Below are 24,326 nucleotides of genomic sequence, written 5' to 3'. Positions count from 1 at the left end.
GAGCCCCTGAACGCCCGCATATGCGGGCGTTCAGGTGCTTGCGCGGGTCTGTACGCCCGCAGGAGCACCGAGACACCCGCGTACGCGGGCGTTCAGGGGCGCCCGGGCACGCGTGAGCCGCGGCGGTGTCAGCGGGGGCGCTGGACCTCGACCACCCGGGGCGGCAGTCCCCACTCCGACCCGCCGAGCCGACTGACCGGACGCAGCACGTCCATCGACGGCAGCCCGGTGGTCAGCGCCTCCTCGGCGACCGAGAACGAGACCACGCGTCCCATCACCACGACCGAGTTGCCCACTCGCACCGTCTGGTGCAGCCGGCACTCGATGGCGGCGGGGGAGTCCGCCACGCGCGGCACGGCGACGACGGTGCTCGGCTCCATGCGTACGCCGAACTCCTCGGCCTCGTCGACGTGCGGGTCGACCGAGGCCGACGTGGCGTTGACCGCCTCCATCTGCGCCTCACCGGCGAGGTTGACCACGAACTCACCGGTCGCCTCGACGTTGGCGAGCGTGTCCTTCTCGCCGACCGAGGTGAACGCGACGACCGGTGGGTCCGCGCTGACGACCGTGAAGAACGAGTGCGGCGCCAGGTTGCCGACCCCGTCGGCGCCGAGGGTGGACACCCAGGCGATCGGGCGCGGCACGACGAGCGCGGTGAGCACGGCGTACGAGCTGCCTCCCTGGGCCTCGGGGACGGACTCGGGATCGATGTCGGTGCGCACGCTGAAGAACCTAGGCACCGACCGAAGCGGCGTACGCGCCACCCCCGGTGGGCAGGGACTCCACATGAGCGAGACGACCCAGGATCCCGGTGGCGAGCAGCCGTACGACCTGCGCTTCTACTTCGACCCCGTCTGCCCGTTCTGCTGGATGACGAGCCAGTGGGTGCGGCAGGTGCGCGAGGCGAAGAGCTACCGCGTGGAGTGGCGCTTCATCTCCCTGCGCATCGTCAACAAGGACGTCGACTACGACGCGCACTTCCCGCCGGAGTACGAGGACGGCCACACCGCAGGCAAGAAGCTGCTGCGCATCTGCGCTGCAGCCCGGGAGGCCGGGGGCAACGACGCCGTCGATGCGCTGTACGAGGCGCTCGGCACGCAGGTCTGGGAGACCGAGCCCACCGACTGGACCGAGCAGATCGACCGGCTCGCCGACTGGGCACGTCCACTGCTGCAGGAGGCAGGCCTCGACCCGACCTGGGTCGACGCGATCGACGACGACGCGTGGGACGCCCAGCTCGGGCGCGAGACCGAGGAGGCCCTCGACGCGGCCGGCCGCGACGTCGGCACTCCGATCATCCAGGTCGACCCGCCGGACGGCCTCGCGTTCTTCGGGCCCGTCATCAGCCGCAGGCCGACCGACGAGCAGGCGGCCGAGCTGTGGGACCACGTCACGGCGCTGATGCGGTTCGGAGGTTTCGCCGAGCTCAAGCGGTCACTGCGGGAGCTGCCGCAGCTGCGGGGCCTGGGCGTCGGGAAGGACGAGGTCGGCAAGACCGAAGACTGGCACGGCGGGTCACGCCGTCTGAAGTCCGACCGCGACGACTGACGCCGAGAGGGCAGGAAATGACGCCGAGAGGGCAGGAAATGACGCCGAGAGGGCAGAGAATCACGTGATTCTCTGCCCTCTCGGCAGAACTTTGTGCCCTCTCGCGGGAAGTGACCCCTCGCGAGAAGTGACCTCTCGGCGTCAGGCGGGCATGTCGGAGTCGGTGTCGGCGTTGCGCGCGGTGTCGACACCGTGGTCGAGCGAGGACATCAGCGCCGAGATGAAGGCGGGGATGTCGTCGGGGTTGCGGCTGCTGATCAGGTTGCCGTCGACGTTGACCCGCTCGTCGACCCAGGTGGCGCCGGCGTTGCGGATGTCGGTCTGCAGGCTCGGCCACGAGGTGAGCGTGCGGTCCTTCAGCACGTCGGCCTCCACCAGCGTCCAGGGCGCGTGGCAGATCGCGGCCACGGGCTTGCCGGAGCGTACGAACTCGCCGACGAAGGAGACCGCGTCGGAGTTCATGCGCAGGGCGTCGGGGTTGGCGACGCCGCCGGGCAGCACGAGGGCATCGAAGTCGTCGACGGAGACGGAACCGACGACCTGGTCGACCTTCTGCGTCGAGGCCTCGGTGAGGTGGTCGAAGGTCTGCACCTCGCCGGTGTCGGTGCTGATCAGGACAGCCTCGTGACCGCCGTCGGTGACGGCCTCCCAGGGCTGCTCGAGCTCGACGCGCTCGATGCCCTCCATGGCGACGAGGAATGCAACCTTCTTGGTGCTGCTGGTCACGGGGAACCTTCCGTTGGGGTCTGAGATCGGTCTGACCCCTGACGGTTACCCGATGCCGGGCGCCCACACGCGTGGGGCGGCCCAGCTCACCCTCAGGCGGCCGGCTCCGAGACCGACTCGATGATCGTCTCCTGCGCCGGCGGTCCGTCGTCGGGGCTGGCGCCCTCGACGGTGCCGGCGGCGGCGATCTCCTGCACGACCTCGAGCCCTGCCGGGGACATCTGGCCGAAGACCGTGTAGGCCGGCGGGAGCGGGGAGTCCTCGTAGACCAGGAAGAACTGCGAGCCGTTCGTGCCGGGGCCCGCGTTGGCCATGGCCACGGTGCCCGTGGGGTAGATGCACGCGTTGCCCGAGCACTGCAGCTCGTCGGTGAGCTGGTCGACCTCGTCGTCGAACTGGTAGCCCGGTCCGCCGGAGCCCGACCCGGTCGGGTCGCCGCACTGCAGCACGAAGATGCCGGCGTTGGCCGTGGTCAGTCGGTGGCACGGGGTGTCGTCGTAGTAGCCCTGCTCGGCCAGCGAGAGGAAGCTCGCCACGGTGCACGGGGCCAGGTCGGTGTCGAGGTCGACGGGGACGTCGCCCTGGTTGGTGCTCAGCGTCACCCGCGGGTTGCCGGTGGCCTCCTCGCCCGAGGGCAGGTCGACCTCGACCGCCGCGGCGCCGGTCTCGGTGTAGGTGCACGGGCCGCTCGGCGTCGCCGAGGCCGACGGCTCACCGGCGGAGCTCGTCGCGCTCTGGGAGTCGGCGGGTGCGGAGGCGTCCTGCACGGTGCCGGAGCAGCCGGTCACGAACAGGAGGCCCAGGGTGGCCAGGAGCGAGGCAGTCGTACGCACGAGGGGCGATGCTACCCGGCTGCCCGGCCCCGGGAGTCGGTCGGTGCGATGCCGTCCAGCACCGTGAGGGTGCGTCGCCAGGCGTCGCTCCCGGTGTCGATGAGCGTGAAGTGGTCCCCCTCGACGCGCACCAGCTCAGCGCGCCCGCCTGCCCGCCGGGAGGCGGCGACGTAGGCCTCGGACTGCGAGAGGGGCACGTTCGCGTCCGCGTCCCCGTGGACGCACCACACCGGCACCCGGAGCGGCACCTGCTGCACCGGGTCCACCGCGGCGCCCGCGGAGGCGGCCGGCGCGCCCAGGAAGCCGTCGACGGCCCCGCTCCCGAGCGCCTGCTCACCGGCGAGACGCAGGTCGAGGACGCCGGCCTGGGAGACCACGTGGGTCACCGGGGCGCGTACGGGTTGCCAGCGCGACAGCGCATCCTGGGCGCGGGCGGCCGCCCAGGTGGCCAGGTGCCCGCCGGCGCTGTGGCCGAGCGTCACGACCGTGGTGAGGTCGAGGTCGTCGACCTCGCCGAGGAGGTCGATGCCCGCGGCGACGTCGTCGAGGGTCGCGGGCACCCCGCCGCCCCCGCCCGTGCCGGTACCCACACGGCGGTACTCCAGGTTCCAGGCGGTCCAGCCCCGGGCGGCCAGGTCGGCGGCGAGCGGGGCGCCGAGCGAGAGGTTGTACGCGTCGCGCCAGAACCCCCCGTGCACCACCACGACGACGCCGCGGCCCGGGCCGCCGCCCACGGGACGGTACAGGTCACCGAACTGCGACGGGTCGTCGCCGTAGGTCAGGCGCTCCGGTGAGGGCACAACGGTCTCCTCGGTCTCCTCCGTGGTCCCGCTGCCCCCGGTCTCGCTGGGCGCGGCGGCAGTGCCAGCTGTCCGGCCGCCGCACGCGGCGACCCCTCCCGCGGCCGCCACGGCCAGCAGCGAGGCCAGGACGTCGCGACGGTTCACATGCCCGAGTATGCGCGGCGTGAGTGACGGCCCCGGCCGGTCGTCCTGGTCCGGTCCGGGGTGCATCGTCCCGCTCCGCGCGGTTACGGTCACCCAGCCCGTGACGCTCGTCACGTGCATCACCTGACCGAGAGGCACCCCTGTGACCCGCCGCCACCGCCCCTCCCGCGCCGCCGTCCTGGTTGCCGGGCTGGGTCTCGCACTGCTCGCCACCTCGGTCCCCGCGCGGGCCGATCGCGGGGGAGCCCCGGCCGATCCCGGAGGTGCCGCAGGCAGCACGCCGCTCCCCGGGTACGAGGTCGTGCTGCCGGACCTCGAGCCGGTCACGGTCGACGGCGAGGAGTCCCGGGTGACCACCGGTGTCCGCGCCAACGCCGGCTACGCGATCGAGAAGCCGGCGCGGTGGAACGGCGAGCTGGTCATGTGGGCGCACGGGTACCGCGGCACCGGCACGACGCTGACGGTCGATCCTCCCGGCTTCGGGCTGCGCGAGCGTCTGCTCGAGCAGGGGTACGCCTGGGCGGCGTCGTCGTACGCCCGCAACGGGTACGACGTCGGCACCGGCGTCACCACCACCCACGACCTCGCCCGCTTCGCCCGCTCGGTGCTGGGTGCGCCGCCCTCACGCACGTACGTCGCCGGCGTCTCGATGGGAGGGCACGTGATCGGGCGGTCGCTCGAGGAGTACCCGAACTTCTACGACGGCGCCCTGCCGATGTGCGGGGTGCTCGGGGACGTCGAGCTGTTCGACTTCTTCCTCTCCTTCAACCTGGCCGCCCAGGAGCTCGCCGACGTCGACGCCTATCCGTTCCCGGCGGACTACTACCCGACCGTCTCGAGCGGGATCCAGACCGAGCTCGGCCTCTCCGCGGTCACGCCGAACACCCCCTTCGCGCCGGTCACGGACCCCCGCGGTGCGCAGCTGCGCGCCGCGACCACCGAGCTCTCCGGCGGCGAGCGACCCGGCGCCCTGGTGGGCTTCGCGGCCTTCCAGGACTTCCTGTTCACGCTCGGACAGGCCGACGACGGCGGCTCGCTGGCGCTGAACCCCGGCCGCGTGGCCCAGAACCTCGACACGACGTACGCGCCGAACCGACCCGTCGACCTCCAGGACGGCATCGAGCGGGTCGCCCCCGCCGACCCGGCGGCGCGGACGACGCGGCGCCTCGACGCGGTGCCGGTCATCGACGGTCGCCCCAAGGTGCCGACGCTGACGCTGCACGGTCTCGGTGACCTCTTCGTGCCGTTCTCGATGGAGCAGGCCTACGCCGAGGACGTCGCCGACAACGGTCAGCAGGACCTGGTGGTGCAGCGGGCGATCCGCTCGGTCGAGCACTGCGAGTTCACCCCCACCGAGGTGGGGACCGCCTGGGACGACCTGACGACGTGGGTGGAGTCGCTGGACAACAGGCGCGCCCGCGGCCCCGTCGGCACGCGCGGCGGGCCGAGGGGCAGGGCCGAGACCCCCAGGGGACGCACCGTGGCCCGGCCGGCCGGTGACGTCGTGCTCGACCCGGCCGTCGTGGCCGAGCGGACCTACGGCTGCACCTTCACCGACCCGACCTCGCAACGCTCGAGCCGGCTCGCGCTGCAGGCGGTCTCGGGGCCGTGCCCGGCCGGCTCCTCGGTCTACGACGACTGAGGTGCTGCGGGAGAGACGAGGAGTCCGGTCGCGTCAGCCGCGGACGGGCTCCTCGCCCCACCGGACCGCATCCCCGAGTGAGATCTCGCCGCCGACGAGCACCCGGAAGCACGTGCCCGCGCGGCGACGCAGTGCCGCCGCGGCGCCCGGTGCGATCTCGTCGTCGAGGATCCGGCAGGGAGCGGCGACGCGCACGACCTCGAGCTCGACCTGCCCGATGCGGACGCGTGTGCCCGGCGTGGTCGGCACCGCTCCGTGGGAGAGCGTGACGTTGCGCCGCGTGCCCTCCGGCGGCACCGGATGCCCCAGCTGCTCGGCGGCCTCGTCGAGCAGCGGCGCCGACTGGATCGTCACGTGCCGGTGCCTCGCCCCGTGGTAGCGGTCCCCGACCAGGCCCTTGCCGGCCTCCGCGACCACCATCTGCTGCGCCCTCATCGGCAGGCGCCGGCCGGGAGCGGTGAAGATCGCGGTGACCACGGGCAGCGTCGGCGGCCCCTGCCCGGCTGGCTCGTCCACATCCGCGAGCGTACGCGTGCCCGCGCAGCCGACGGGCAGGCTGCCCGTGCCGCACGTCACGTGCGGGACCCGACCCGAGGAGGACCCCATGGCCACCGCTGCCTTCTTCGACGACCCGTCCGGCACCGTCGCCGCGATGCTCGAGGGCCTCGCCCGCACCCGCCCCCTGCGGCTGTGCGTCGACCAGGGTGTGCGCGCGGTCGTACGCGCCGAGGTGCCGGGGGACCAGGTCGCGGTGGTGTCCGGCGGAGGGTCGGGGCACGAGCCGGCGCACGCGGGCTTCGTCGCGGACGGCATGCTGACCGCGGCCGTGGCCGGTGACTTCTTCGCCTCCCCCTCCGTCGAGGCGGTGCTGGCCACGATCCGGGAGGTCACCGGCGAGGCCGGCTGCCTGCTGGTGGTCAAGAACTACACCGGCGACCGCCTCAACTTCGGTCTCGCGGCCGAGCGCGCCCGGGCCGAGGGCCTGGAGGTCGAGATCGTCACGGTGCAGGACGACGTGGCCCTGCCCGACAACCCCGAGCCGCGCGGCCTGGCCGGCACCGTGCTGGTGCACAAGGTGGCGGGGCACCACGCCCGCAACGGTGCCTCGTTGGACGACGTCGCCGCGGCGGCACGCTCGGTCGCCGAGGGACTGGCGACGATCAGCCTGTCGCTGTCCTCGGCGCGACTGCCCGGCGCCGACCGTGAGCGACGGGACGCCGAGCTCGGTCTTGGCATCCACAACGAGCCGGGCGCCCGCGAGATCGATCCGGCCTCGGCCGGCGAGGCTCTCGACCTGGTGCTCGACCCGCTGCTGACCGCGGTCGCCGACCGCCACGGCGGGGTGACCCCGCTCGTGGCGCTGCTCAACGACACCGGAGGCTGCTCCACCCAGGAGATGGCGGTGCTGGCACGCGGTCTGCTCGACAGGCTGGGTGATCGGTGCCGGGTGCTCGTGGGGCCCGGACCGGTGATGACGAGCGTGGACATGCACGGCTTCTCCGTGACCTTGCTGCCCCACACCGACGACCTCACCGAGGCGCTCCTCTCGTCCGTCGACACGCCCGATTGGCCCGGCGCGAGCGAGCCCCACGCGGTCGAGCACTTCGAGCCGCGGCGCTCGGAGTCCCTGGAGCTCGGTCGCGGCGACCGCGACGCCGAGGTCGGTCGTCGGCTGCGGGCCGCGTGCGAGGCGCTCGTCGACGCCGAGTCCGAGCTCGACGAGCTCGACGCGAGGACCGGCGACGGCGACGCGGGCGCGACCGTCGCCGCCGGCGCCCGGGGTGTCATCGAGGCACTCGAGGACGACGCACTGTCCACCGGGAGCACCGACGTGCTGGCCCGTGAGATCGCCCAGGTCGTCGGGCGCACCATGGGTGGCTCCTCCGGTGTGCTGCTCTCGATCCTGCTCAGCGGCACGGCCGCCGCCCTCGAGGACGGCGCCGCGATGCCGGCCGCCCTGCGGCAGGGCCTGGAGACCGTCGAGCAGAACGGCGGTGCCGGCACCGGTCAGCGCACCATGGTCGACGCGCTCTCGCCCGCGGCGGACGCTCTCGACGACGGCCTCGACGCGGCCGCGCGGGCCGCCCGACAGGGCGCCGATGACACTGCGAGCATGACCGAGGGCATCGCCGGGCGGTCCAGTTACGTGCAGGCCAAGGACCTCGACGGCACCGTCGACCCCGGCGCCGAGGCGGTCGCCCGGGCGATCGGAGCGTACGCGGACGCCTGACCCTCCCGACCCTCCTGGACTCCGGCGCGACCGTCAGGGCACGAGCACGACGATGCCGCCGGACTCCGAGGCGACGTCCATCGCCGTCAGCTCGGCAGGACCGTCCTCGAGCCCCGTGGTGCGCGCGATGAGCGCAGCGGGCTCGATCGCGCCGCGGGTGACGAGCTCGAGCAGGTCGGGATAGCTGCGCGACGGCATGCCGTGCGAGCCCAGCACCTGGATCTCGCGGGAGACGACGACGTCCATAGGGATCGCGTACGCCGCCTGACCCAGCAGCAGGCCCACCTGCACGTGCTTGCCCCCGGGTCGCAGGCACCGCACCGAGCCGGCGGCCGTGGCGGGATGGCCGACCGCGTCGAGCGAGACGTCGATCTCGGCCATGTCGCGCAGGTAGCGCGCGGTGCCGTCGGGGCCGTCGTACGCGTGGGGGTCCACCGCCTCCCGGGCTCCCAGGCGCAGCGCCCGGTCCCGCGCCGCCGGCGACGGGTCGACGACGACCACGGAGGCCCCCAGCGCGGCCGCGACCATGACGGCCGACAGCCCGACCCCGCCGGCCCCGTGGACGGCGACGACGTCCCCGGTGCGGATGCCGCCGCGGTCGACCACGGCGCGGTGGGCGGTCGCGAGGCGGCACCCGAGCGAGGCAGCAGCCTCGGCGGAGAGCTGGTCGGGCAGGTGCACGAGGTTGGCTTCCGCGGCCGGCACCGCCACGACCTCGGCCCAGGACCCGTCGAAGGTGAAGCCCGGCTGCGCCTGGTTCGGGCACACCTGGCTGTCGCCCCGCGCGCAGGTGGCGCATCGACCGCAGCCGAGCACGAACGGGGCGGTGACGCGGTCCCCGACCTCCCAGCCGTCGACCTCCGGACCGATGGCGCTGATGCGACCGGCCCACTCGTGCCCAGGCACCATCGGCACGGGCACGGGGTCGTGACCACGCCACGCGTGCCAGTCCGACCGGCAGACACCGGTGGCCTCGACCGCGACGAGGACGCCGTCGCGAGGACAGGCGGGCTCCTCGACGTGGCGCAGCTCGGGGGGCGAGCCGTACGCGTCGTAGACGACCGCGCGCATCAGACGGCTCCGCGGCGGCCGGCGACCGTTCGGGCGGGTGACTGGGCGGGTGCCTGGGCCGGTGACTGGGTGGCGTGACGGGTGGACACGATCGACGACCTTCCCACACCCGCGGTCGGGGCGCCTCGTCCCCAGGGGTGGGAGCCGTGTCGGCGCGGCTGTCGGTGGGGGCGCGTACGAAGGGGGCCATGGCACCCACCACGCGACCGCCCGAGCCCACCCTGCCCCCGATGGTGGACCGTCGTGAGCGTGCACGGATCGCGCTGTCGTCGCAGACGCCCGAGCCGATCGAGGGGGAGTGCCTGGCCTGCTTCCTGGTGCGCTCGGTCGAGGCGTACGGCTGCGGCGGCGACCTGGCCCTCGTCGAGGCCTTCCGCCGGGGGCGGGCACCCGCCGCCGTGGGCGTCGCCGACCGGCTGGTCCGGCTGGGCGCGGACTGCGCGTGCCAGGTCGCGCCCGCCGGGGTGTGGGTGCTGGCCCGCGAGCACCGGGTGCGCGACCTGCGCACCGACCGCCTCGAGGTCCCCTCACCGATCCCTGCGTGCCACGGCGTCGGTCCCGGCTCGGCCCGGCCGTGTGCACTGTGGGAGCGCCGTGGGCGGCGTCAGCCCGGGGCAGCGGCCTCCCAAGCGCGCAGCACCTGCGGCGCGAACGCCTCCGCGATCGCCGAGTAGCCCCGGTCGTTGGGGTGGAAGAAGTCGGCCGCGGTCTTCCCGACCCAGGACCCGGGGCCATCGCGGCCCATGTCGACCAGGGTCACCGCCCCCTCGCGGGCCGCGCTGCGGAGCATCGCGTTGACCTGGCCGGCCTCCCCGTGCGGTTGGATCAGTGTCGAGACGACGCTGCCGTGCGGCAGTGCCTCGAGCATCTCTGCGAAGGCCGAGGGCAGACGGTCCCGGTGCTCGCGACCGGCGTACAGGTCGTTGGAGCCGATCAGGACGACCACGACGTCGCCGCTGCGGACACCGACGGGGTCGCCCGTGACGGGGTCGGGCAGCCGGTGCATCACCGGCACTTGCTGCTCCAGCAGGTCCGGCACGCGCGCGCCCGTCGCCGAGAGGTTGACCAGCCGCGGGTCGGCCCCGACGCCGCGCAGGTCACCGACGACGCGGTCGACCCACCCCGCGTCGTACGCCGAGGCACCCACCGCCTGTGCCATCGAGTCGCCCAGCACGATCAGCCGACGGCCCGGGCGGGCGAGCTCGTCGGCGTTGCGCACCGACCAGGCGTCGGCGTACGGCCCGACCTGTCCCCACACCCGTCGGACGCCGGGCAGCACCCACCGCAGCGTCCGTACCGTGCGGCCTGGCCCCCGACCTGTGCGGTTGTCGTACGCCAGGGGCACGACCGACGACGGCTCGGACGTCACGGGCTGCTCACGCTCCTCGGTCTCCTCAGGCCGGCACGTGCCCGAAGCGGCCGCGCTGGAAGTCCTCGTACGCGGTCATCACCTCGGCGCGGGTGTTCATCACGAACGGACCGGCCCAGGCCAGCGGCTCGCGGATGGGACGCCCGCCGACGACGATGACCTCCATCTGCGGCGTACGCGACTCCTGCCGTGTGCCCGCCGCGAGGGTGAGGTAGTCGCCCGCGCCCATCACCGCCGTCTGGCCGAGGCCGATCGGACGGTCGTCGGGTCCGACGGTGCCCTGTCCCTTCAGCACGTAGACCAGCGCGTTGTGCTCGACCTCCCACGGGAGCTCGACGCGGGCGCCGGGCTCGATCGTCAGGTGGGTCAGCGTCATCGGGGTGTGGGTGGATCCCGGGCCTTCATGGCCGTCGACGGAGCCGGCGATCACCCGCACCAGGGCGCCTGCGTCGGCGGAGCTGACCAGGGCGACCTCGCGGGAGCGGATGTCCTGGTAGGCCGGTGCGGTCATCTTGGCCTCGCGCGGCAGGTTCACCCACAGCTGGATGCCGTGGAAGAGCCCGCCGGAGGTCACCAGGCTCTCCGGCGGTGTCTCGATGTGGAGGATGCCGCCGCCGGCGGTCATCCACTGGGTGTCGCCGTCGGTGATGCGTCCACCGCCCCCGTGTGAGTCGGAGTGGTCGAAGATCCCGTCGATGATGTAGGTGACGGTCTCGAATCCGCGGTGGGGATGCCAGGCGGTGCCCTTGGGCTCTCCGGCGCCGTAGTCCACCTCGCCCATCTGGTCCATCATGATGAACGGGTCGAGGTGGCGCATGTCGATGCCCGCGAACGCGCGGCGCACCGGGAAGCCCTCACCCTCGTAGCCGGACGGTGCCGTGGTCAGCGACACCACGGGGCGTGGCTGGTCGCCGAGACCCGGCGTGCGCAGGCGGGGGAGGACGGTCAGGTCGTCAACGGTCACAGCAGGCATCGGAGGCTCCTCGGTCGGGTCGGTGACCGCACAACGGTCGTTGACCGTTCAACATTCCCGCGCGCGAGGCGCCTCCCACGGCCGTCACTCCACGTGCGCCTGACCGGTCGAGGCCATGGTGCCGCCGTCGACGTTGAGGAACGTGCCGGTGACGTACGCCGCGTCGGTGCTCGCCAGCCACAGCACGGCCGGAGCGATGTCCTCGGGCTCGGCGATGCGTCGCAGGGCGACGCGGTTGACGGCGGCGGCGTGCACCGTCGGGTCGTCGACCATGTCGGCCGTGAGGGGGGTGCGGGTCATGGCCGGCACGACCGCATTGACGCGTACGCCCGCGGGGCCGTGGTCCAGCGCCATCGACTTGACCATGTTCATCACCAGGGCCTTCGTCGAGTTGTACGGCGCCTGCCCCCAGTCCCCGGCGATGCCGGAGACCGAGCCGACCACGACGATGTTGCCGCGGGTCTTCTCCAGCTCGGGCACGGCCGTCTTGGCCAGCGCGATCCACCCGTCGACGTTGATGGCCCGGATCCGGTCCCAGTCGTCCCACTCCAGGTCGGGGATCGGTCCGCCGACGAAGGCGGCCGCGTTGTGCACGAGCACGTCGAGGCGGCCGAAGTGGGCGACGGTGTCGGTCACGGCCCGCGCGGCGGCCTCGCGGTCGCCGAGGTCCGCCTCCAGCACGAGGCAGTTCTCGGCGGACTCCGGCACGGCCTTGGCGACGGCGTCCACGGCCTCCTGCAGCTGCTCACCCCGCCTGGCGACGAAGGCGACTTTCGCGCCGTTGCGGACGAAGGCCTGCGCGGTGGTGCGCCCGATGCCGGAGCTGGCGCCGGTCACGAGGACGACGCGGTCGGTGAGGTCGTAGCGGTTGTGGGTCTCCATGGCCCTTCCCTACCCGGTGGACGACCATGGTCAAGCCAGATTCCTCCGAGGACCACGCGAGCCTGGTCACGTGTGCCGGTCTCAGATCAGCGAGAGCCAGTAGTCGCTGAACCGCAGCCCGATCGCCACGACCACCACGAGGTAGGTCAGCGTCGCGAGGAGCACCGCGTAGTCGGAGACCGCCCGAGCGACCGGCCCGCCGCGACCCAGCACACCGCGGTCGATGTTCGAGGAGGTCAGGGCCCAGAAGACGGCGACGACCATGGCCCACACGACCATGCAGTACGGGCACAACGCCCCGATGCGGTACAGGCTCTGGAAGGCCAACCAGCCCATGAAGCCGAGCGCCAGTGTGGTGCCGACCTGCAGCCCGAGCCACCAGAAGCGCGGCAGCGGCACGCGCGCCAGCACCAGGGCGCCGGTCGCGACGACCACGGGGAACCCGGCGATGCCGAGCAGCGGGTTGGGGAAGCCGAAGACCTCCGCCTGCTCGGTGACCATGATCGACCCGCAACTGAGGATCGGGTTGATGCTGCAGGAGGGCACGTAGTCGGGGTCGATGAGGATCTGGATCTTCTCGACCATGAGCGTGAAGGCGGCGACGAAGCCGATCAGTCCACCGACGGTCAGCAGCCATCCGAACGCGCGACCGGGCAGCGGGGCCTGTCGCTCGTCCTCGATCGGGTCGAGGTCGTCGGAGTCGTGGTGCTCCATCGGCTCGGCGGTCGTGCTGGCCATGCGCGCTCCTGGTCGCCGGGGTCTCTGGGCCCATCGTCTCATCCGGGACGGCGGCGGTCGGCCAGCTCCTCACGCAGCAGGTGCAGGCACACCGTCACCGTGCGGCCGCGGACGAAGGCGCGGTCACCGGGCAGGTCGAGCTGTCGCTGACGGACGCCATCGGGCCCTGCCAGGGCCACGTGCACCCGGCCGACGGGTTTGTCGGGGGTGCCCCCGCCTGGGCCGGCGACCCCCGTGGTGGAGATGCCGTACGTCGTGCCCAGCCGTGCCCGCGCGCCCAGAGCCATCGCCTCGGCGACCTCGCGGCTGACGGCACCGTGCTGCTCGATGGCCTCGGTGGGCACGTCGAGCTCGACGGTCTTGGCCTGGTTGGCGTACGTCACGAACCCCCCGAGGAGGTACGCCGAGGAGCCCGGCACGTCGGCGAGTCGTCCTGCGAGCAGTCCGGCGGTGCAGGACTCCGCCGTGGCGACGGTCGCCCCCGCAGAGGTGAGCGCGTCGGCGACGATCCGGTCCACGGGGTCGCCGGCCGGGCTGAACACCTGGTCGCCGAAGCGGGCGAGGAGTGCTCGCACCAGCTCCTCGTGCACGTCGAGGTCCTCGGGGGAGAAGCGGGTGACGACCTCGAGCTCCCCGTCGCGCAGGCAGGTCGTGATCTCGAGCCGCGCGAACCGTGCGGACCCGACCGTCGCCTCGTGGTCGCGCAGCAGGCCGGCGAGCTGCGCCTCGGGTGGGCCCCAGATGCGTACGGTGCGCTGCTCGAGGTCGCTCGCGTCGGCGAGCACGCGGCGTACGCGGTCGTCCGCGACGGCGTCGTCCCACATGCCCTGCAGCTCCCGCGGCGGACCGGGGAGCACCAGCACCGGGGCGCGGTCGCCGGACGCGGGAGGGACCACGAGACCAGGAGCGGTGCCCACGGGCGCCAGCACCGAGGCACCGGCGGGCACCATCGCCTGCTTGCGGGTGCCGGCGCGCACCTCCTCGGTGTCGCGCTCCCAGCCCCGGGCGGCCATCAGGCCGTCGACGATCTCCGCGATCTGCTGCTCGAGGGCCGCGTCGTGGTGCAGGGGACGTCCCTGGACCTCACCCACCACCTCGGCGGTGAGGTCGTCGGCGGTGGGGCCGAGCCCGCCGGTGGTGATGACGAGGTCGTGGCAAGCGACGAGGTGCTGCACGGCGTCGACGAGGTCGGCGCGCCGGTCGCCCACGACGGTGACCGTGCCGATCTCGACGCCGAGAGCCAGCAGTCGCTCGGCCAGCCACGGGCCGTTGGCGTCCGGCACGCGGCCGGTCAGCACCTCGGTGCCGGTGACGACGACGGCGGCGGACGTACGCCCGCGCGGGGTCTCGTGCTCGGTCATGCTCCGAGACTAGGTGCCCGTGGCAGGACCGGGCGGGGCGAGCAGCGCCGCGACCTCGGGCGACTCCCAGAACGGCGTGAGGCGGGCTCTCACCAGTCGCTCCAGGGCATCGTCGGCGCGCAGCGTGGCCAGCAGCGGCGTGAGGGAGGCGACCACGTGCGCGACGACGGCCTCCTCGGTGAGACCGAGACGGGCGAGGAGGTCGACGACCTCGTGGTCGGAGTACGCGTCGAGGAAGGCGTCGACCTGGTCGTCGACGAACGGGGTGGCCCCCTCGGCCCCGGCAGCCGCCGCGAGGAGGCCGTGGGTCCGCTGCGCCAGTGCGGCCACCTGCTCGTCGGCCGCGGTCGGCCGCAGCTCGGCCACGGGACGATCCGCCGAGGCGTCGTAGAGCTCGAGCGTGATGGCGCGGACGACGTCGTCGGTGAGGGTGTCGTGGATGATGGCCGAGGTGCGACGGATCGTCACGCCGGCCCCGGCGCCCAGCGCGTCGCTGATGACCTTGTCCAGTCCCGAGCCGCCCGCCACGGCTTGACCCAGTCGTCCGGCGCGGTTCAGCGCACCCGTGCCGAGAGAGATGAGTCCGCCGACGCCGGGGACCTTCTCGGCGAGGGTGCGGTTCTGGGCCAGCACGTCGGCCACGATCCGGCCGACGGCGCGTACGCCCACGGTGACGGCCGTGGGACTCGCGAGCAGGTGCTGGGTCAGCTGACGGCCGTCACCGCGCAGGGTGAGCAGGGCGTCGGTGAGAGCGGCGACGTCGTCGCGGCCGAGCACGTCGCGCAGACGGTCGGGGGAGTCGGCCAGCGAGTGGTGCGCGGTGACCGCCCCGCGGCCGACAGCGTCCGTGACCAGCGCGGAGCGGGGGCCGCCCAGCACGCACGCGCGGACGAGCGCCCGGACCGCAGCGGGGTCGGCGACCTCGCTCAGCGTGCGGCCGCGCAGGCTGGTCACCAGGGCGCGTACGTCGGGCGCCAGCACGGCACCCAGGCGCTCGGGACCGAGCTCGCGCAGCGTCCACGCCACCTGCGCCTCCAGGAGGCGGGCGGCGGTGTCGGGGGCCCTGGGGGAGTCCAGCGGGGCGTCGGGCGGCGGGTCGGCCATCACCTCCGCAGCGTAGGTGAGCGAGGCCACCGGCACGGGCGGCGGACGCCAGGCGACGAAGCGGCCCGGGCCGACTACCGTCGTCCGCGCACCCCCCGACCCCGGCCCAGGAGAACTCGATGATCCGCAACGTCGTCCTCTGCCGCCTGCCCGACGACGCGTCCCCCGACGTGCGCGACCGTCTCGACCTGGCGCTGGACGGCATCGCCTCCCTCGACCTGCCGGGCATGCTCGCCAACCACGTCGGTCCCGACGCGGGTCTGCGTGAGGGTGGCTGGACGGCCGCGATCACCAACGACTGGACCGACGAGGCCGCCTACCGCGGCTACGACACGGACGTCGAGCACAACCGGCACCGCTCGGTGATCGTGGAGGTCTGCGAGCAGGTCGCCAGGGTGCAGCTCGACCTGCCCGACGAGCCGGGTCGATGACAGCGGGCGGCGGGGTGAGCGGTCGGACGACGAGGTCCGGCACCGAGCGGGGCCGTGCGCCCTCCGACAGGGTGCTCGACCTCTTCGCGGTGCCGCCGAGCGCCGCGCCGCTGGTCGGCAGCCGCGGGGCGTACGTGGCCGGTGACCTCGTGCTGAGTCCCCTCGCACCGGGCGACGACGTCGACCGCAGCTGGCTGGCCCCGACCATGGCGCGTCTGGCGGTGCGGCTCGACGAGGACCCCGGTCGGGTGACCGGCGCGCTGCGGCTGGCTGTGCCCGTGCCGGCGCGCGACGGTTCGATCACGGTCGACGGGTGGGAGGCGCACCGTTTCGAGCCCGGCACCACCGTCGTCCGCGATCCGGCCGTCGTGCGCGCAGCCGGTCGGCTCCTGCATGCACGGCTGGCGATCGAGGTGCGTCGGCCCGCCGGGGTGGGGCTCCCCGATCTCGTCGAGCTGCCCGCGACCTCGCCGACGGGGGAGCAGCAGCGACTCCTCCAGCGGATCGAGGAGGCCGGCCGGAGCCTGGCAGCACCGCCGTCGCGTACGCCCCAGCTGGTGCATGCCGGCCTGCCGGGTCGGGTGCTGCTGGACCCCTCCGGCTCCCCGGTGGTCCTCCAGGTGGTGCCGGCGTGGGACCTGGCGGCGCGAGCGGACGCGCGGTGCGTGGTCACGGCCGTCCTCGACGGTGACGCGCCCGGCGAGACCCTGGCGGCGCTGTCGTCGGTGCAGCGCACTCGCGTGCTGGAGGTGCTTCCGGCGATGCTGACCCGCGACACGCTCCACGACGCCACGGCGTACGCGGAGGTGCTCGACGAGCTTGGGGCCTGATCTCGGCCCGACGCTCACGGACCGCGCGGCAGGATGGGGACGATGCCACCCCTGCTGCTGCCCCTCGCCCCCGAGCAGACCTACGCCCGCGACCTCGACGGCCTCTACGCGCCCTGGCAGGGCGCGGCCCTCAGCGCGCCGCAGGTGCTGCGACTGAACCGCCCGCTGGCGGCCGAGCTCGGGCTCGACGCCGACGCGGTCGCGGCCCTCGACTCGGCTGCCGGCGCGCTGCTGCTCACCGGTGCCATGGCGCCGGAGCAGGGCACACCGCTGGCGATGGCGTACGCGGGCCACCAGTTCGGTGGTTTCTCGCCGCTGCTCGGCGACGGCCGCGCGATGCTGCTGGGCGAGGTCGTCGACACGGCCGGGCGCCGGCGCGACGTGCACCTGAAGGGCTCGGGGCGTACGCCGTTCTCCCGCGGTGGCGACGGCAAGGCGGCGCTGGGCCCGGTGCTGCGCGAGTACCTCATGGGCGAGGCCATGCACGCGCTGGGCATCCCCACCACCCGGGCGCTGGCGGCGGTGACGACAGGTGAGTCCGTGCAGCGCGACGAGCCGGAGGTCGGCGCCGTCTTGGCCCGTGTGGCCGCCTCCCACCTGCGCGTCGGCACCCTGCAGCTGTTCGCCTCTCGCGGGCAGACCGAGGACGTACGCCGCGTCGCCGATTTTGCGATCGCGCGCCACGACCCGGACCTGCTCGATCTGCCGGCCGAGACCGGGGAGCGGTACGTCGCGCTCCTGACCCGGGTGCGGGACCGCCAAGCCGCACTGGTCGCCTCCTGGATGGCCGTGGGCTTCGTCCACGGCGTGCTGAACACCGACAACGTGACGCTGTCGGGGGAGACGATCGACTACGGGCCCTGTGCCTTCGTCGACGCCTACGACCCTGCTGCGGTGTTCAGCTCGATCGACACCGGCGGGCGCTATGCCTTCGGGCAGCAGCCAGGCATCACGCAGTGGAACCTGGCGCGGCTGGCCGAGTCGATGCTGCCGCTGCTGGTGCCTGCGGCGCAGCGCGAGGACCAGGACGCCCAGGTCGCGGCAGCGGTCGGCGTGCTCGACGGCTTCCCCGCGGTCTACGCGAGGGAGTGGACGGCGCGGATGCGGGCCAAGCTCGGGCTGAGCCCCGAGCTCGACGAGGATGAGCGCGACCAGGCGCTGGCGACCGAGCTCCACGAGCTGATGCAAGCGCAGGGTCTCGACCTGACACGCACCAACCGGTCGCTGTCGGCGGTGGTGCGCGGTGACTCCGAGCTCCTCCGGGCGGAGTGCACCGACCTGGCCGCGGTGGACACGTGGCTCGACGCGTACGCCACCCGGAGCGCCCGCGAGACCCGCCCGCCCGAGGAGCGCGCCGCGGCGATGGACGCGGTGAACCCGGTGTACGTGCCGCGCAACCGCCTCGTCGACGAGGCGATCATCGAGGCTCGCGGCGGAGACATGCAGGCGTTCGACCGGCTGCTGGACGTGCTGGAGGACCCGTTCACCGAGCGGCCGGGTCTCGAGGCGTACGCCCAGCCGGCGCCGGACTCCTTCGGTCCGTTCGTCACCTATTGCGGCACGTGACCCGACGTCGCCTGGTCCGGACTGGTCGTTGCCGTTTTGTGATCGCGCTCACGCGGTAGGTCTCAGGGACAACTATCACCGACCGTGAGGTCGGGGGAGGAGTCACCATGGCCGAGAGCAACGGCAACCGGGTCGTCGTCTACAAGGGTCCGGGCGAGACGGCGGTCGAGTCCATCGACTACCCCAAGCTGGAGATCCCGAAGGAGGTCGCCGACCACTTCGGGATCAAGCAGGCGGCACCCCACGCAGTGATCCTGAAGCTGGTGACCACCAACATCTGCGGCTCCGACCAGCACATGGTGCGCGGCCGCACCACGGCCCCCGAGGGCCAGACCCTGGGACACGAGATCACCGGCGAGGTCGTCGAGTGCGGTGACGACGTGCTCTTCGTCAAGGAGGGCGACATCTGCTCGGTGCCCTTCAACATCGCCTGCGGGCGCTGCCGCATGTGCAACGAGGGCAAGACCGGCATCTGCCTGAACGTGAACCCGGCCCGCGCCGGCGCGGCGTACGGCTACGTCGACATGGGCGGCTGGCTCGGAGGCCAGGCCGAGTACGTGATGGTCCCGTACGCCGACTTCAACCTGCTGAAGTTCCCCGACCGCGACCAGGCGCTGGAGAAGATCCTCGACCTGACGATGCTCTCGGACATCTTCCCGACCGGCTACCACGGCGCCTACACCGCCGGCGTGACCACGGGCTCGACCGTCTACGTCGCCGGCGCCGGACCGGTGGGCCTGGCCGCCGCGCACGCCGCCCAGCTGCTCGGTGCCTCGGCCGTCATCGTCGGCGACATGGTGCCGGAGCGACTCGAGCAGGCGCGCAGCTTCGGGTGCGAGACGGTGAACCTGTCCGACTCCGGTGAGCTGCCCGACATGATCGAGCAGATCCTCGGCGAGCCGGAGGTCGACGCCGCGGTCGACGCGGTGGGCTTCGAGGCCAACGCGCACAGTGGTGAGGCGGCCCCTGCCGCGGTGCTCAACGCCGCCATGGAGGTCGGCCGCGCCGGCGCCGGGCTGGGCATCCCCGGGCTCTACGTCACCGGCGACCCGGGCGCGCCGAACGATGAGGCCAAGGAGGGTCAGATCGGCGTACGACTCGGCCTCGGCTGGGCGAAGTCGCAGTTCTTCATGACGGGCCAGTGCCCGGTCAAGAAGTACAACCGCCAGCTGATGAACATGATCCTGGCCGACAAGGCGCACATCGCGAAGGCCGTGAACGCGGTGACCATCGGCCTCGACGAGGCTCCGGCCGGATACCAGGAGTTCGACGGGGGAGCGGCGAAGAAGTTCGTCATCGACCCCCACGGCATGGTTCCGGCCTGACGACGAGAGGACTCCCGATGAGCGCCACACCTTCCCCCGCCGGCGGTGCCGGAGGCAGTCCCGGTCGCCGGAGTCTGACGCGGCCACGTCAGCGGTGGATCGCCGGCGTCTGCGCCGGGCTGGCGCAGCGCTTCGGCATGTCGCCGAACACCGTGCGACTGCTCTTCGTGCTCAGCGTGCTGCTGCCGGGACCGCAGTTCGTCGTGTACCTGATCCTGTGGGTCGTGATGCCCTCGGAGTGATCAGCCAGAGCGACAGGCAGTTCTCGCCCGCCGACGGGTCCCGAGCCCGTCGGCGGGCGAACTGCATGTCGTGATGGCGGTCAGGCGCGCCGGTGCAGACGCGCCATCGCCGTCGCGCCGACCGCGGGTCCGGCGGCGAGCAGGAAGAAGGCGTACTGCCAGCCGACGACACCGGCCACGAGCTCGGTGAGGTGGATCGTCGCCACCGTGACGGTGTAGCCCACGGCGGTCATCGTCGTCAGGGCGGTGCCCACGTAGCGCGGGTCGGCGACCTCGCTCAGCGCCGTGGAGAAGACCCCGGAGTCGGCGATCACCGCGGCGCCCCACACGAGGACGAACGCCAGCAGCACCGGCAGCGGACGACCGAAGGCGAGGGGTGAGAGCAGGCAGCAGGCGCCGCTGAGGGTCAGCGCACCGGCCGCGGCGACCGGTCTCCCGCGACGGTCCGCCACGCGCCCGCCGAGGACGCAGCCCACGAAGCCGGCCACGCCGATCGCCGCGAAGGCCGTCAGGTTCACCGCCGACCCCGTCACGGCGCCGCGGGACTGCTGACTGACCAGCACGAACGTCGGCAGCCACGTCCACAGGGCGTACAGCTCCCACATGTGGCCGTGGTAGCCGAGGTTGACCAGCCGCGGGCCCCGCTCGGTGAACATCCGAAGCGCGTAGCGGGGGTCCAGGCTCACCCGTCCTGCTCCGGCCAGGGGGCCGGGTCGCAACGCGTACGCCGCCACCACCCCGCCGACCAGGGTCGTCGAGGCGGCGCCGAGCATCACCCCCTGCCACGGCAACGCCGCGAAGCCGCGGATCAGCTGCGGCAGGGCGGACCCCATGGTGAGGGCGCCGATGAGGACGCCGAAGTGCCACCCACGTGTGGCCGAAGGCGCCCAGGTGGCCATGACCTTCATGAGCACCGGATAGACCCCGGCCAGCGCGGCGCCGGTCACGAACCGCAGCGCGACTGCCACGCCCAGCCCGTCGGCCAGCACCGCCAGCGCGGCCGTGGCGAGGGCAGCAGCGGCGCACGACCAGGCCACCACGCGGGTCGGGTCGACGCGGTCGGCGAGGTTCAGCGCCGCCGAGCCCACGGCGCCGACCACGAAGCCGACCTGGACGCTCGAGGTCAGCAGCACCGCCTGGCTGCCGCTGATGCCGAAGTCGGTCTGCAGCGAGGGCGAGACGGCCGTCGCGGAGAACCAGCACGAGAGTCCGAGCAGCATCACCAGCGAGACCAGACGACGCTGCCGTCGGGCGTACGCCGAGGTCTCGAGGTCCTCGACCGCGGTCACGAGAGGCAACCGGGGCGTCGGTCAGGGCTGGTTAGGGTCGGCCCATGAGCTTCCCGCCCGAGGTGACCGAGGCCGTGCTGAGCCACATGAACGACGACCATGCCCAGGACAGTCTCACGATCGTGCGGGCGCACGGGTACCCGGCGGCGCGCTCGGCGGAGATGACCGGCGTCGACGAGCACGGCGGCACCTGGCACGTGGTCGACGCGGTGGGGGAGGCCTCCGTGCGCATCGGCTGGCTCGGGGGAGAGGTGACCGAACGCGCTCAGCTGCGGCAGGAGGTCGTACGCCTCTTCGAGGCCGCCCGCGCCACCCTGCCGGACTGACCTGCTCGCGTCCCGCGTGGACGCCGGGGTCAGGATGGGGCCATGAGCACGGTCGTCTTCGTCCACGCCCATCCCGACGACGAGGGCACCGGCACCGCCGGGACCATGGTCCGGCTCGTGCGCGAGGGGCATCGCGTCGTCGTCGTGTACGCGACGGGCGGGGAGTGCGGCTCGGTCCCGGACGACCTGCGCGCGGACGAGTCGCTGACGATGCGCCGTCAGGCCGAGGCCGAGCGGTCCGCCGAGGTGACGGGCGTGCAGCGCCTGATCTGGCTCGGGTACGTCGACTCCGGCATGACCGGGTGGGAGCAGAACGCTGCCGACCGGGCCTTCGGGCGGGTCGACGTCGACGAGGCGGCCGAGCTGATCGCGACGAAGCTGGCCGACGAGACCGTCGACGTCCTCGTCGGCTACGACTGGCACGGCGGGTACGGCCACCCCGACCACGTCATGGTGCACCGCGCCACCCTTCGCGCTCGCGACCTGCTGCCGAGAGCGCCGCGGTACCTCGAGTCGACGATGAACCGCGACCGCATGCGCGCGATGTACGAGATGGCGAAGCAGATGGCCGACCCCGGCGCGGACCCGGAGATGTTCGACCCCGATGCGCCCGCCGACGACGGCAACCCCTTCGGCACCCCGGCCGCGGAGATCGACTGGGAGGTCGACATCGCCGAGGCCGTCGCGACCAAGCGCAAGGCGCTGGAGAGCCACGCCAGCCAGGGCGACGTGCAGCAGATCCTCTCCATGCCGGAGGAGATCTTCGCGCACGCCTTCGGCCGCGAGTACTTCGTCGAGCCGGGCCTCGGGCAGGACATGCAGACCGGCTGGCCCTTCACGTCAGACTGAAGGGATGCGCCTCCTCCTGAACGTCATCTGGCTGGTCTTCGGGGGCCTCTGGATGGCACTCGGCTACCTTCTCGCCGGGTTCCTCGCCTGCGTGCTGATCGTGACGATCCCCTTCGGCATCGCCTCGTTCCGCATCGCGGCGTACGCGCTGTGGCCCTTCGGGCGACGGGCGGAGCGGCGCCGCGACGCCGGGGCCGGCTCGACGATCGGCAATGTGGTGTGGGTCGTGCTCTTCGGGTGGTGGCTGGCGCTGGGCCACATCGTCACCGGGATCGCGATGGCGGTCACGATCATCGGGATCCCGCTCGCGATCGGCAGCTTCAAGATGGTGCCGCTGTCGGTGCTGCCGCTGGGACGCGAGATCAGACCGACCTGACGCGGGCGCGGGCTGGGTGGTGACGACGCGGTGGGGCTGACGGAGTCCACCGGCTGGTGCCGTTCGCTACGGTCGACGACGAGACACGGGGTGCCCGAGCGCGGGCTGAGATCACACCCGTCGAACCTGCTCTAGTTCGCACTAGCGAAGGGATGTCGCGGATGAGCGTCCGCCAGCCATCTGACCCTGCGACCGCGCTGCGCGCCCCCGACGTCGCGTCCTGTGCCGCGGTGCTCCAGCGCGTACGCGACCGGTCACCGCTCGTGCAGTGCCTGACCAACAGCGTCGTCATGCCGTTCTCCGCCAACGTCCTCCTCGCCGTGGGTGCCTCGCCCGCGATGGTCGACATCCCTGAGGAGGCCGGTCCGTTCGCCCAGGTGGCCGACGCGGTGCTCGTCAACGTCGGCACCCCGTACGCCGAGCAGCGCGACGCCATGGTGGAGGCCGCTCGGAGCGCCGGGTCCCACGGCACGCCCTGGGTGCTGGACCCCGTGGCGGTCGGCTCGCTGGCGGTCCGGACCCGGCTGGTGGCACAGCTCCTCGAGCTGGGACCCGACGTGGTGCGCGGGAACCCTTCGGAGGTGATGGCGGTCGCCGGGACGGCCGACGGCGGACGCGGCGTGGACTCCACGGCGGCCACCGAGGAGTCCCTCGACGCCGCCGTGTCGCTGGCGACCACCCTGGGCGGTGTCGTGGCGGTCTCCGGCGCGGTGGACGTCGTGACCGACGGCGACCGCACGACCCGCGTAGCCAACGGTCATCCCTGGCTCACGCAGGTCACCGGTGGGGGATGCGCGCTGGGGGCCGTGGTCGCTGCGTTCCGGGCGGTCGAGTCCGACACCCTGTCCGCGACGGTCGCCGCGGTGGCCTCCTACACCGTGGCGGCGGAGGTCGCCGCCGCCACGGCATCGGGACCAGGAAGCTTCGCGTCATCGCTGCTCGATGCATTGGCCGGTCTCGACGGCGAGACGCTGCGCGAGCGGATCGTCCTGCGGTGAGCACGTCGACACCCGCTCGTCCTCGGTTCGCTCCGGGGCCGTACCTGATCGCCGACACCGGTGTCTGTGCGGCTCGCGGCCCGATCGACGTCGTGCGTGCAGCGCTCGTGGCCGGCGTCACCGCGGTGCAGGTGCGGGCGAAGCACGAACCGTCCTCCCGCGTCCGCGACCTCGTCTGCGAGGCAGCCGAGGTCTGTCGAGGACGGGCGCTGCTCATCGTCAACGACCGGGTCGACGTCTTCCTCACGGTGCGCGAGCAAGGAGCGGAGGTCGCCGGCGTCCACGTGGGACAGGACGATCTCGACCCCGTGGTCGTCCGCGACGTAGTGGGGTCGCACGCCATCGTGGGGTGGAGCGCCTCGACGGCCGCGGAGCTCGCTGCGGCAGCGGCCCTGCCACCGGGCACGCTCGACTACCTCGGGGTGGGGACGATACGCGCCACCGCGACCAAGTCCGACGCTCCTGCGGCACTCGGCGTCGCGGGCTTCGCCGAGGTCTGCCGCGCCACCTCCCTGCCATGCGTGGCGATCGGGGGCATCAGAGCTGCGGACCTGCCGGGGATCCGTGCGGCGGGCGGCGCCGGTGCCGCTGTGGTCTCGGCGGTCTGCGCGTCGGAGGACCCTCGAGCCGTGTGCGAGTGCCTGGTGAGGGAGTGGGACCGTGGCTGACG

The 24,326-nt window shown here is 73.1% G+C and carries 27 protein-coding genes and 1 riboswitch; of the genes, 14 read left to right on the top strand and 13 right to left on the bottom strand.

Annotated features, from left to right (window positions below; all coding sequences use genetic code 11):
• Nucleotides 1-128: 128 nt before the first annotated feature.
• Nucleotides 129-722: a flavin reductase family protein gene (locus KLP28_16545; protein ID QWC85108.1), complete on the bottom strand. Its 594-nt coding sequence runs from the start codon at nucleotides 720-722 to the stop codon at nucleotides 129-131.
• 64 nt (nucleotides 723-786) lie between these two features.
• Between KLP28_16545 and KLP28_16540 the strand changes: the two genes are divergently transcribed.
• Nucleotides 787-1,548: a hypothetical protein gene (locus KLP28_16540; GenBank protein QWC85107.1), complete on the top strand. Its 762-nt coding sequence runs from the start codon at nucleotides 787-789 to the stop codon at nucleotides 1,546-1,548.
• 141 nt (nucleotides 1,549-1,689) lie between these two features.
• On the opposite strand, the gene KLP28_16535 is transcribed toward KLP28_16540, so the two are convergent.
• The 3 genes from KLP28_16535 to KLP28_16525 form a co-directional block, all read right to left on the bottom strand.
• On the bottom strand, nucleotides 1,690-2,235 hold the full coding sequence (locus KLP28_16535) for a type 1 glutamine amidotransferase (GenBank protein ID QWC87054.1): 546 nt from the start codon (nucleotides 2,233-2,235) through the stop codon (nucleotides 1,690-1,692).
• Between the two features lie 131 nt (nucleotides 2,236-2,366).
• Nucleotides 2,367-3,107 carry a peptidylprolyl isomerase gene (locus tag KLP28_16530; protein QWC85106.1) on the bottom strand — a complete coding sequence of 247 codons (741 nt, stop codon included), beginning with the start codon at nucleotides 3,105-3,107 and terminating at the stop codon, nucleotides 2,367-2,369.
• A gap of 11 nt (nucleotides 3,108-3,118) precedes the next feature.
• The gene (locus tag KLP28_16525) at nucleotides 3,119-4,120 is read right to left on the bottom strand and encodes a S9 family peptidase (protein ID QWC85105.1); all 1,002 of its coding nucleotides are present in this window, start codon (nucleotides 4,118-4,120) and stop codon (nucleotides 3,119-3,121) included.
• Nucleotides 4,121-4,196: 76 nt separating this feature from the next.
• Here KLP28_16525 and KLP28_16520 point away from each other — a divergent pair, with 76 nt between their 5' ends.
• Nucleotides 4,197-5,696 carry a hypothetical protein gene (locus KLP28_16520; GenBank protein QWC85104.1) on the top strand — a complete coding sequence of 500 codons (1,500 nt, stop codon included), beginning with the start codon at nucleotides 4,197-4,199 and terminating at the stop codon, nucleotides 5,694-5,696.
• A 33-nt stretch (nucleotides 5,697-5,729) separates the two neighbouring features.
• On the opposite strand, the gene KLP28_16515 is transcribed toward KLP28_16520, so the two are convergent.
• Nucleotides 5,730-6,212 (bottom strand): MOSC domain-containing protein, encoded by a 483-nt coding sequence (locus KLP28_16515; GenBank protein QWC85103.1) that lies wholly within the window; start codon nucleotides 6,210-6,212, stop codon nucleotides 5,730-5,732.
• An 88-nt stretch (nucleotides 6,213-6,300) separates the two neighbouring features.
• Between KLP28_16515 and KLP28_16510 the strand changes: the two genes are divergently transcribed.
• Nucleotides 6,301-7,926 (top strand): dihydroxyacetone kinase subunit DhaK, encoded by a 1,626-nt coding sequence (locus KLP28_16510; protein QWC85102.1) that lies wholly within the window; start codon nucleotides 6,301-6,303, stop codon nucleotides 7,924-7,926.
• 33 nt (nucleotides 7,927-7,959) lie between these two features.
• On the opposite strand, the gene KLP28_16505 is transcribed toward KLP28_16510, so the two are convergent.
• Nucleotides 7,960-8,997, bottom strand: a complete 1,038-nt coding sequence (locus KLP28_16505) for an alcohol dehydrogenase catalytic domain-containing protein (protein QWC85101.1) — start codon at nucleotides 8,995-8,997, stop codon at nucleotides 7,960-7,962.
• Between the two features lie 188 nt (nucleotides 8,998-9,185).
• On the opposite strand from KLP28_16505, the gene KLP28_16500 reads away from it, so the two are divergent.
• Entirely contained in the window at nucleotides 9,186-9,671 is a 486-nt protein-coding gene (locus tag KLP28_16500) for a DUF2695 domain-containing protein (protein ID QWC85100.1), read from the top strand.
• On the opposite strand, the gene KLP28_16495 is transcribed toward KLP28_16500, so the two are convergent.
• The 6 genes from KLP28_16495 to KLP28_16470 form a co-directional block, all read right to left on the bottom strand.
• Nucleotides 9,602-10,366: an SGNH/GDSL hydrolase family protein gene (locus KLP28_16495; protein ID QWC85099.1), complete on the bottom strand. Its 765-nt coding sequence runs from the start codon at nucleotides 10,364-10,366 to the stop codon at nucleotides 9,602-9,604. The genes KLP28_16500 and KLP28_16495 overlap by 70 nt on opposite strands.
• Before the next feature lie 25 nt (nucleotides 10,367-10,391).
• On the bottom strand, nucleotides 10,392-11,339 hold the full coding sequence (locus KLP28_16490; GenBank protein QWC85098.1) for a pirin family protein: 948 nt from the start codon (nucleotides 11,337-11,339) through the stop codon (nucleotides 10,392-10,394).
• Nucleotides 11,340-11,423: 84 nt separating this feature from the next.
• Nucleotides 11,424-12,221 carry an SDR family oxidoreductase gene (locus tag KLP28_16485; GenBank protein ID QWC85097.1) on the bottom strand — a complete coding sequence of 266 codons (798 nt, stop codon included), beginning with the start codon at nucleotides 12,219-12,221 and terminating at the stop codon, nucleotides 11,424-11,426.
• Nucleotides 12,222-12,302: 81 nt separating this feature from the next.
• Complete coding sequence (locus tag KLP28_16480) at nucleotides 12,303-12,935, bottom strand: vitamin K epoxide reductase family protein (protein QWC87053.1); 633 nt, start codon at nucleotides 12,933-12,935, stop codon at nucleotides 12,303-12,305.
• Nucleotides 12,936-12,997: 62 nt separating this feature from the next.
• Nucleotides 12,998-14,320: a competence/damage-inducible protein A gene (locus KLP28_16475; protein ID QWC85096.1), complete on the bottom strand. Its 1,323-nt coding sequence runs from the start codon at nucleotides 14,318-14,320 to the stop codon at nucleotides 12,998-13,000.
• Nucleotides 14,321-14,329: 9 nt separating this feature from the next.
• Nucleotides 14,330-15,427: a hypothetical protein gene (locus tag KLP28_16470; protein ID QWC85095.1), complete on the bottom strand. Its 1,098-nt coding sequence runs from the start codon at nucleotides 15,425-15,427 to the stop codon at nucleotides 14,330-14,332.
• 116 nt (nucleotides 15,428-15,543) lie between these two features.
• Between KLP28_16470 and KLP28_16465 the strand changes: the two genes are divergently transcribed.
• From KLP28_16465 to KLP28_16445, 5 genes are all read left to right on the top strand, one after another.
• Nucleotides 15,544-15,855 (top strand): Dabb family protein, encoded by a 312-nt coding sequence (locus KLP28_16465; protein ID QWC85094.1) that lies wholly within the window; start codon nucleotides 15,544-15,546, stop codon nucleotides 15,853-15,855.
• The gene (locus KLP28_16460) at nucleotides 15,852-16,685 is read left to right on the top strand and encodes a hypothetical protein (GenBank protein QWC85093.1); all 834 of its coding nucleotides are present in this window, start codon (nucleotides 15,852-15,854) and stop codon (nucleotides 16,683-16,685) included. Before KLP28_16465 ends, KLP28_16460 begins: the two co-directional genes overlap by 4 nt.
• A gap of 42 nt (nucleotides 16,686-16,727) precedes the next feature.
• Nucleotides 16,728-18,251 carry a YdiU family protein gene (locus tag KLP28_16455; protein ID QWC85092.1) on the top strand — a complete coding sequence of 508 codons (1,524 nt, stop codon included), beginning with the start codon at nucleotides 16,728-16,730 and terminating at the stop codon, nucleotides 18,249-18,251.
• A gap of 107 nt (nucleotides 18,252-18,358) precedes the next feature.
• Nucleotides 18,359-19,576 carry a formaldehyde dehydrogenase, glutathione-independent gene (gene fdhA / locus KLP28_16450; GenBank protein QWC85091.1) on the top strand — a complete coding sequence of 406 codons (1,218 nt, stop codon included), beginning with the start codon at nucleotides 18,359-18,361 and terminating at the stop codon, nucleotides 19,574-19,576.
• A gap of 17 nt (nucleotides 19,577-19,593) precedes the next feature.
• Entirely contained in the window at nucleotides 19,594-19,818 is a 225-nt protein-coding gene (locus KLP28_16445; protein ID QWC85090.1) for a PspC domain-containing protein, read from the top strand.
• Between the two features lie 80 nt (nucleotides 19,819-19,898).
• Here the strand turns inward: KLP28_16445 and KLP28_16440 are convergent, their stop codons facing one another.
• On the bottom strand, nucleotides 19,899-21,107 hold the full coding sequence (locus KLP28_16440) for an MFS transporter (protein QWC85089.1): 1,209 nt from the start codon (nucleotides 21,105-21,107) through the stop codon (nucleotides 19,899-19,901).
• A 44-nt stretch (nucleotides 21,108-21,151) separates the two neighbouring features.
• On the opposite strand from KLP28_16440, the gene KLP28_16435 reads away from it, so the two are divergent.
• The 5 genes from KLP28_16435 to thiE all read left to right on the top strand — a co-directional run bounded on the left by KLP28_16435 (nucleotide 21,152) and on the right by thiE (nucleotide 24,324).
• The gene (locus KLP28_16435) at nucleotides 21,152-21,433 is read left to right on the top strand and encodes a DUF2470 domain-containing protein (GenBank protein ID QWC85088.1); all 282 of its coding nucleotides are present in this window, start codon (nucleotides 21,152-21,154) and stop codon (nucleotides 21,431-21,433) included.
• A 42-nt stretch (nucleotides 21,434-21,475) separates the two neighbouring features.
• Nucleotides 21,476-22,282, top strand: a complete 807-nt coding sequence (locus KLP28_16430) for a PIG-L family deacetylase (GenBank protein ID QWC85087.1) — start codon at nucleotides 21,476-21,478, stop codon at nucleotides 22,280-22,282.
• A 4-nt stretch (nucleotides 22,283-22,286) separates the two neighbouring features.
• Nucleotides 22,287-22,658 (top strand): YccF domain-containing protein, encoded by a 372-nt coding sequence (locus KLP28_16425; GenBank protein QWC85086.1) that lies wholly within the window; start codon nucleotides 22,287-22,289, stop codon nucleotides 22,656-22,658.
• A 76-nt stretch (nucleotides 22,659-22,734) separates the two neighbouring features.
• Nucleotides 22,735-22,828, top strand: a riboswitch (TPP riboswitch).
• Nucleotides 22,820-23,656 (top strand): hydroxyethylthiazole kinase, encoded by an 837-nt coding sequence (thiM, locus tag KLP28_16420; GenBank protein ID QWC85085.1) that lies wholly within the window; start codon nucleotides 22,820-22,822, stop codon nucleotides 23,654-23,656. Its footprint overlaps the riboswitch before it by 9 nt.
• The gene (gene thiE, locus KLP28_16415) at nucleotides 23,653-24,324 is read left to right on the top strand and encodes a thiamine phosphate synthase (GenBank protein ID QWC85084.1); all 672 of its coding nucleotides are present in this window, start codon (nucleotides 23,653-23,655) and stop codon (nucleotides 24,322-24,324) included. Before thiM ends, thiE begins: the two co-directional genes overlap by 4 nt.
• Nucleotides 24,325-24,326 lie beyond the last annotated feature (2 nt).

The organism is Nocardioidaceae bacterium (genome assembly GCA_018672315.1).
Classification (GTDB): Bacteria; Actinomycetota; Actinomycetes; order Propionibacteriales; family Nocardioidaceae; genus TYQ2.
Note: the sequence above shows the minus strand (reverse complement) of the source record. Positions and strands in the feature narration are given on the sequence as shown.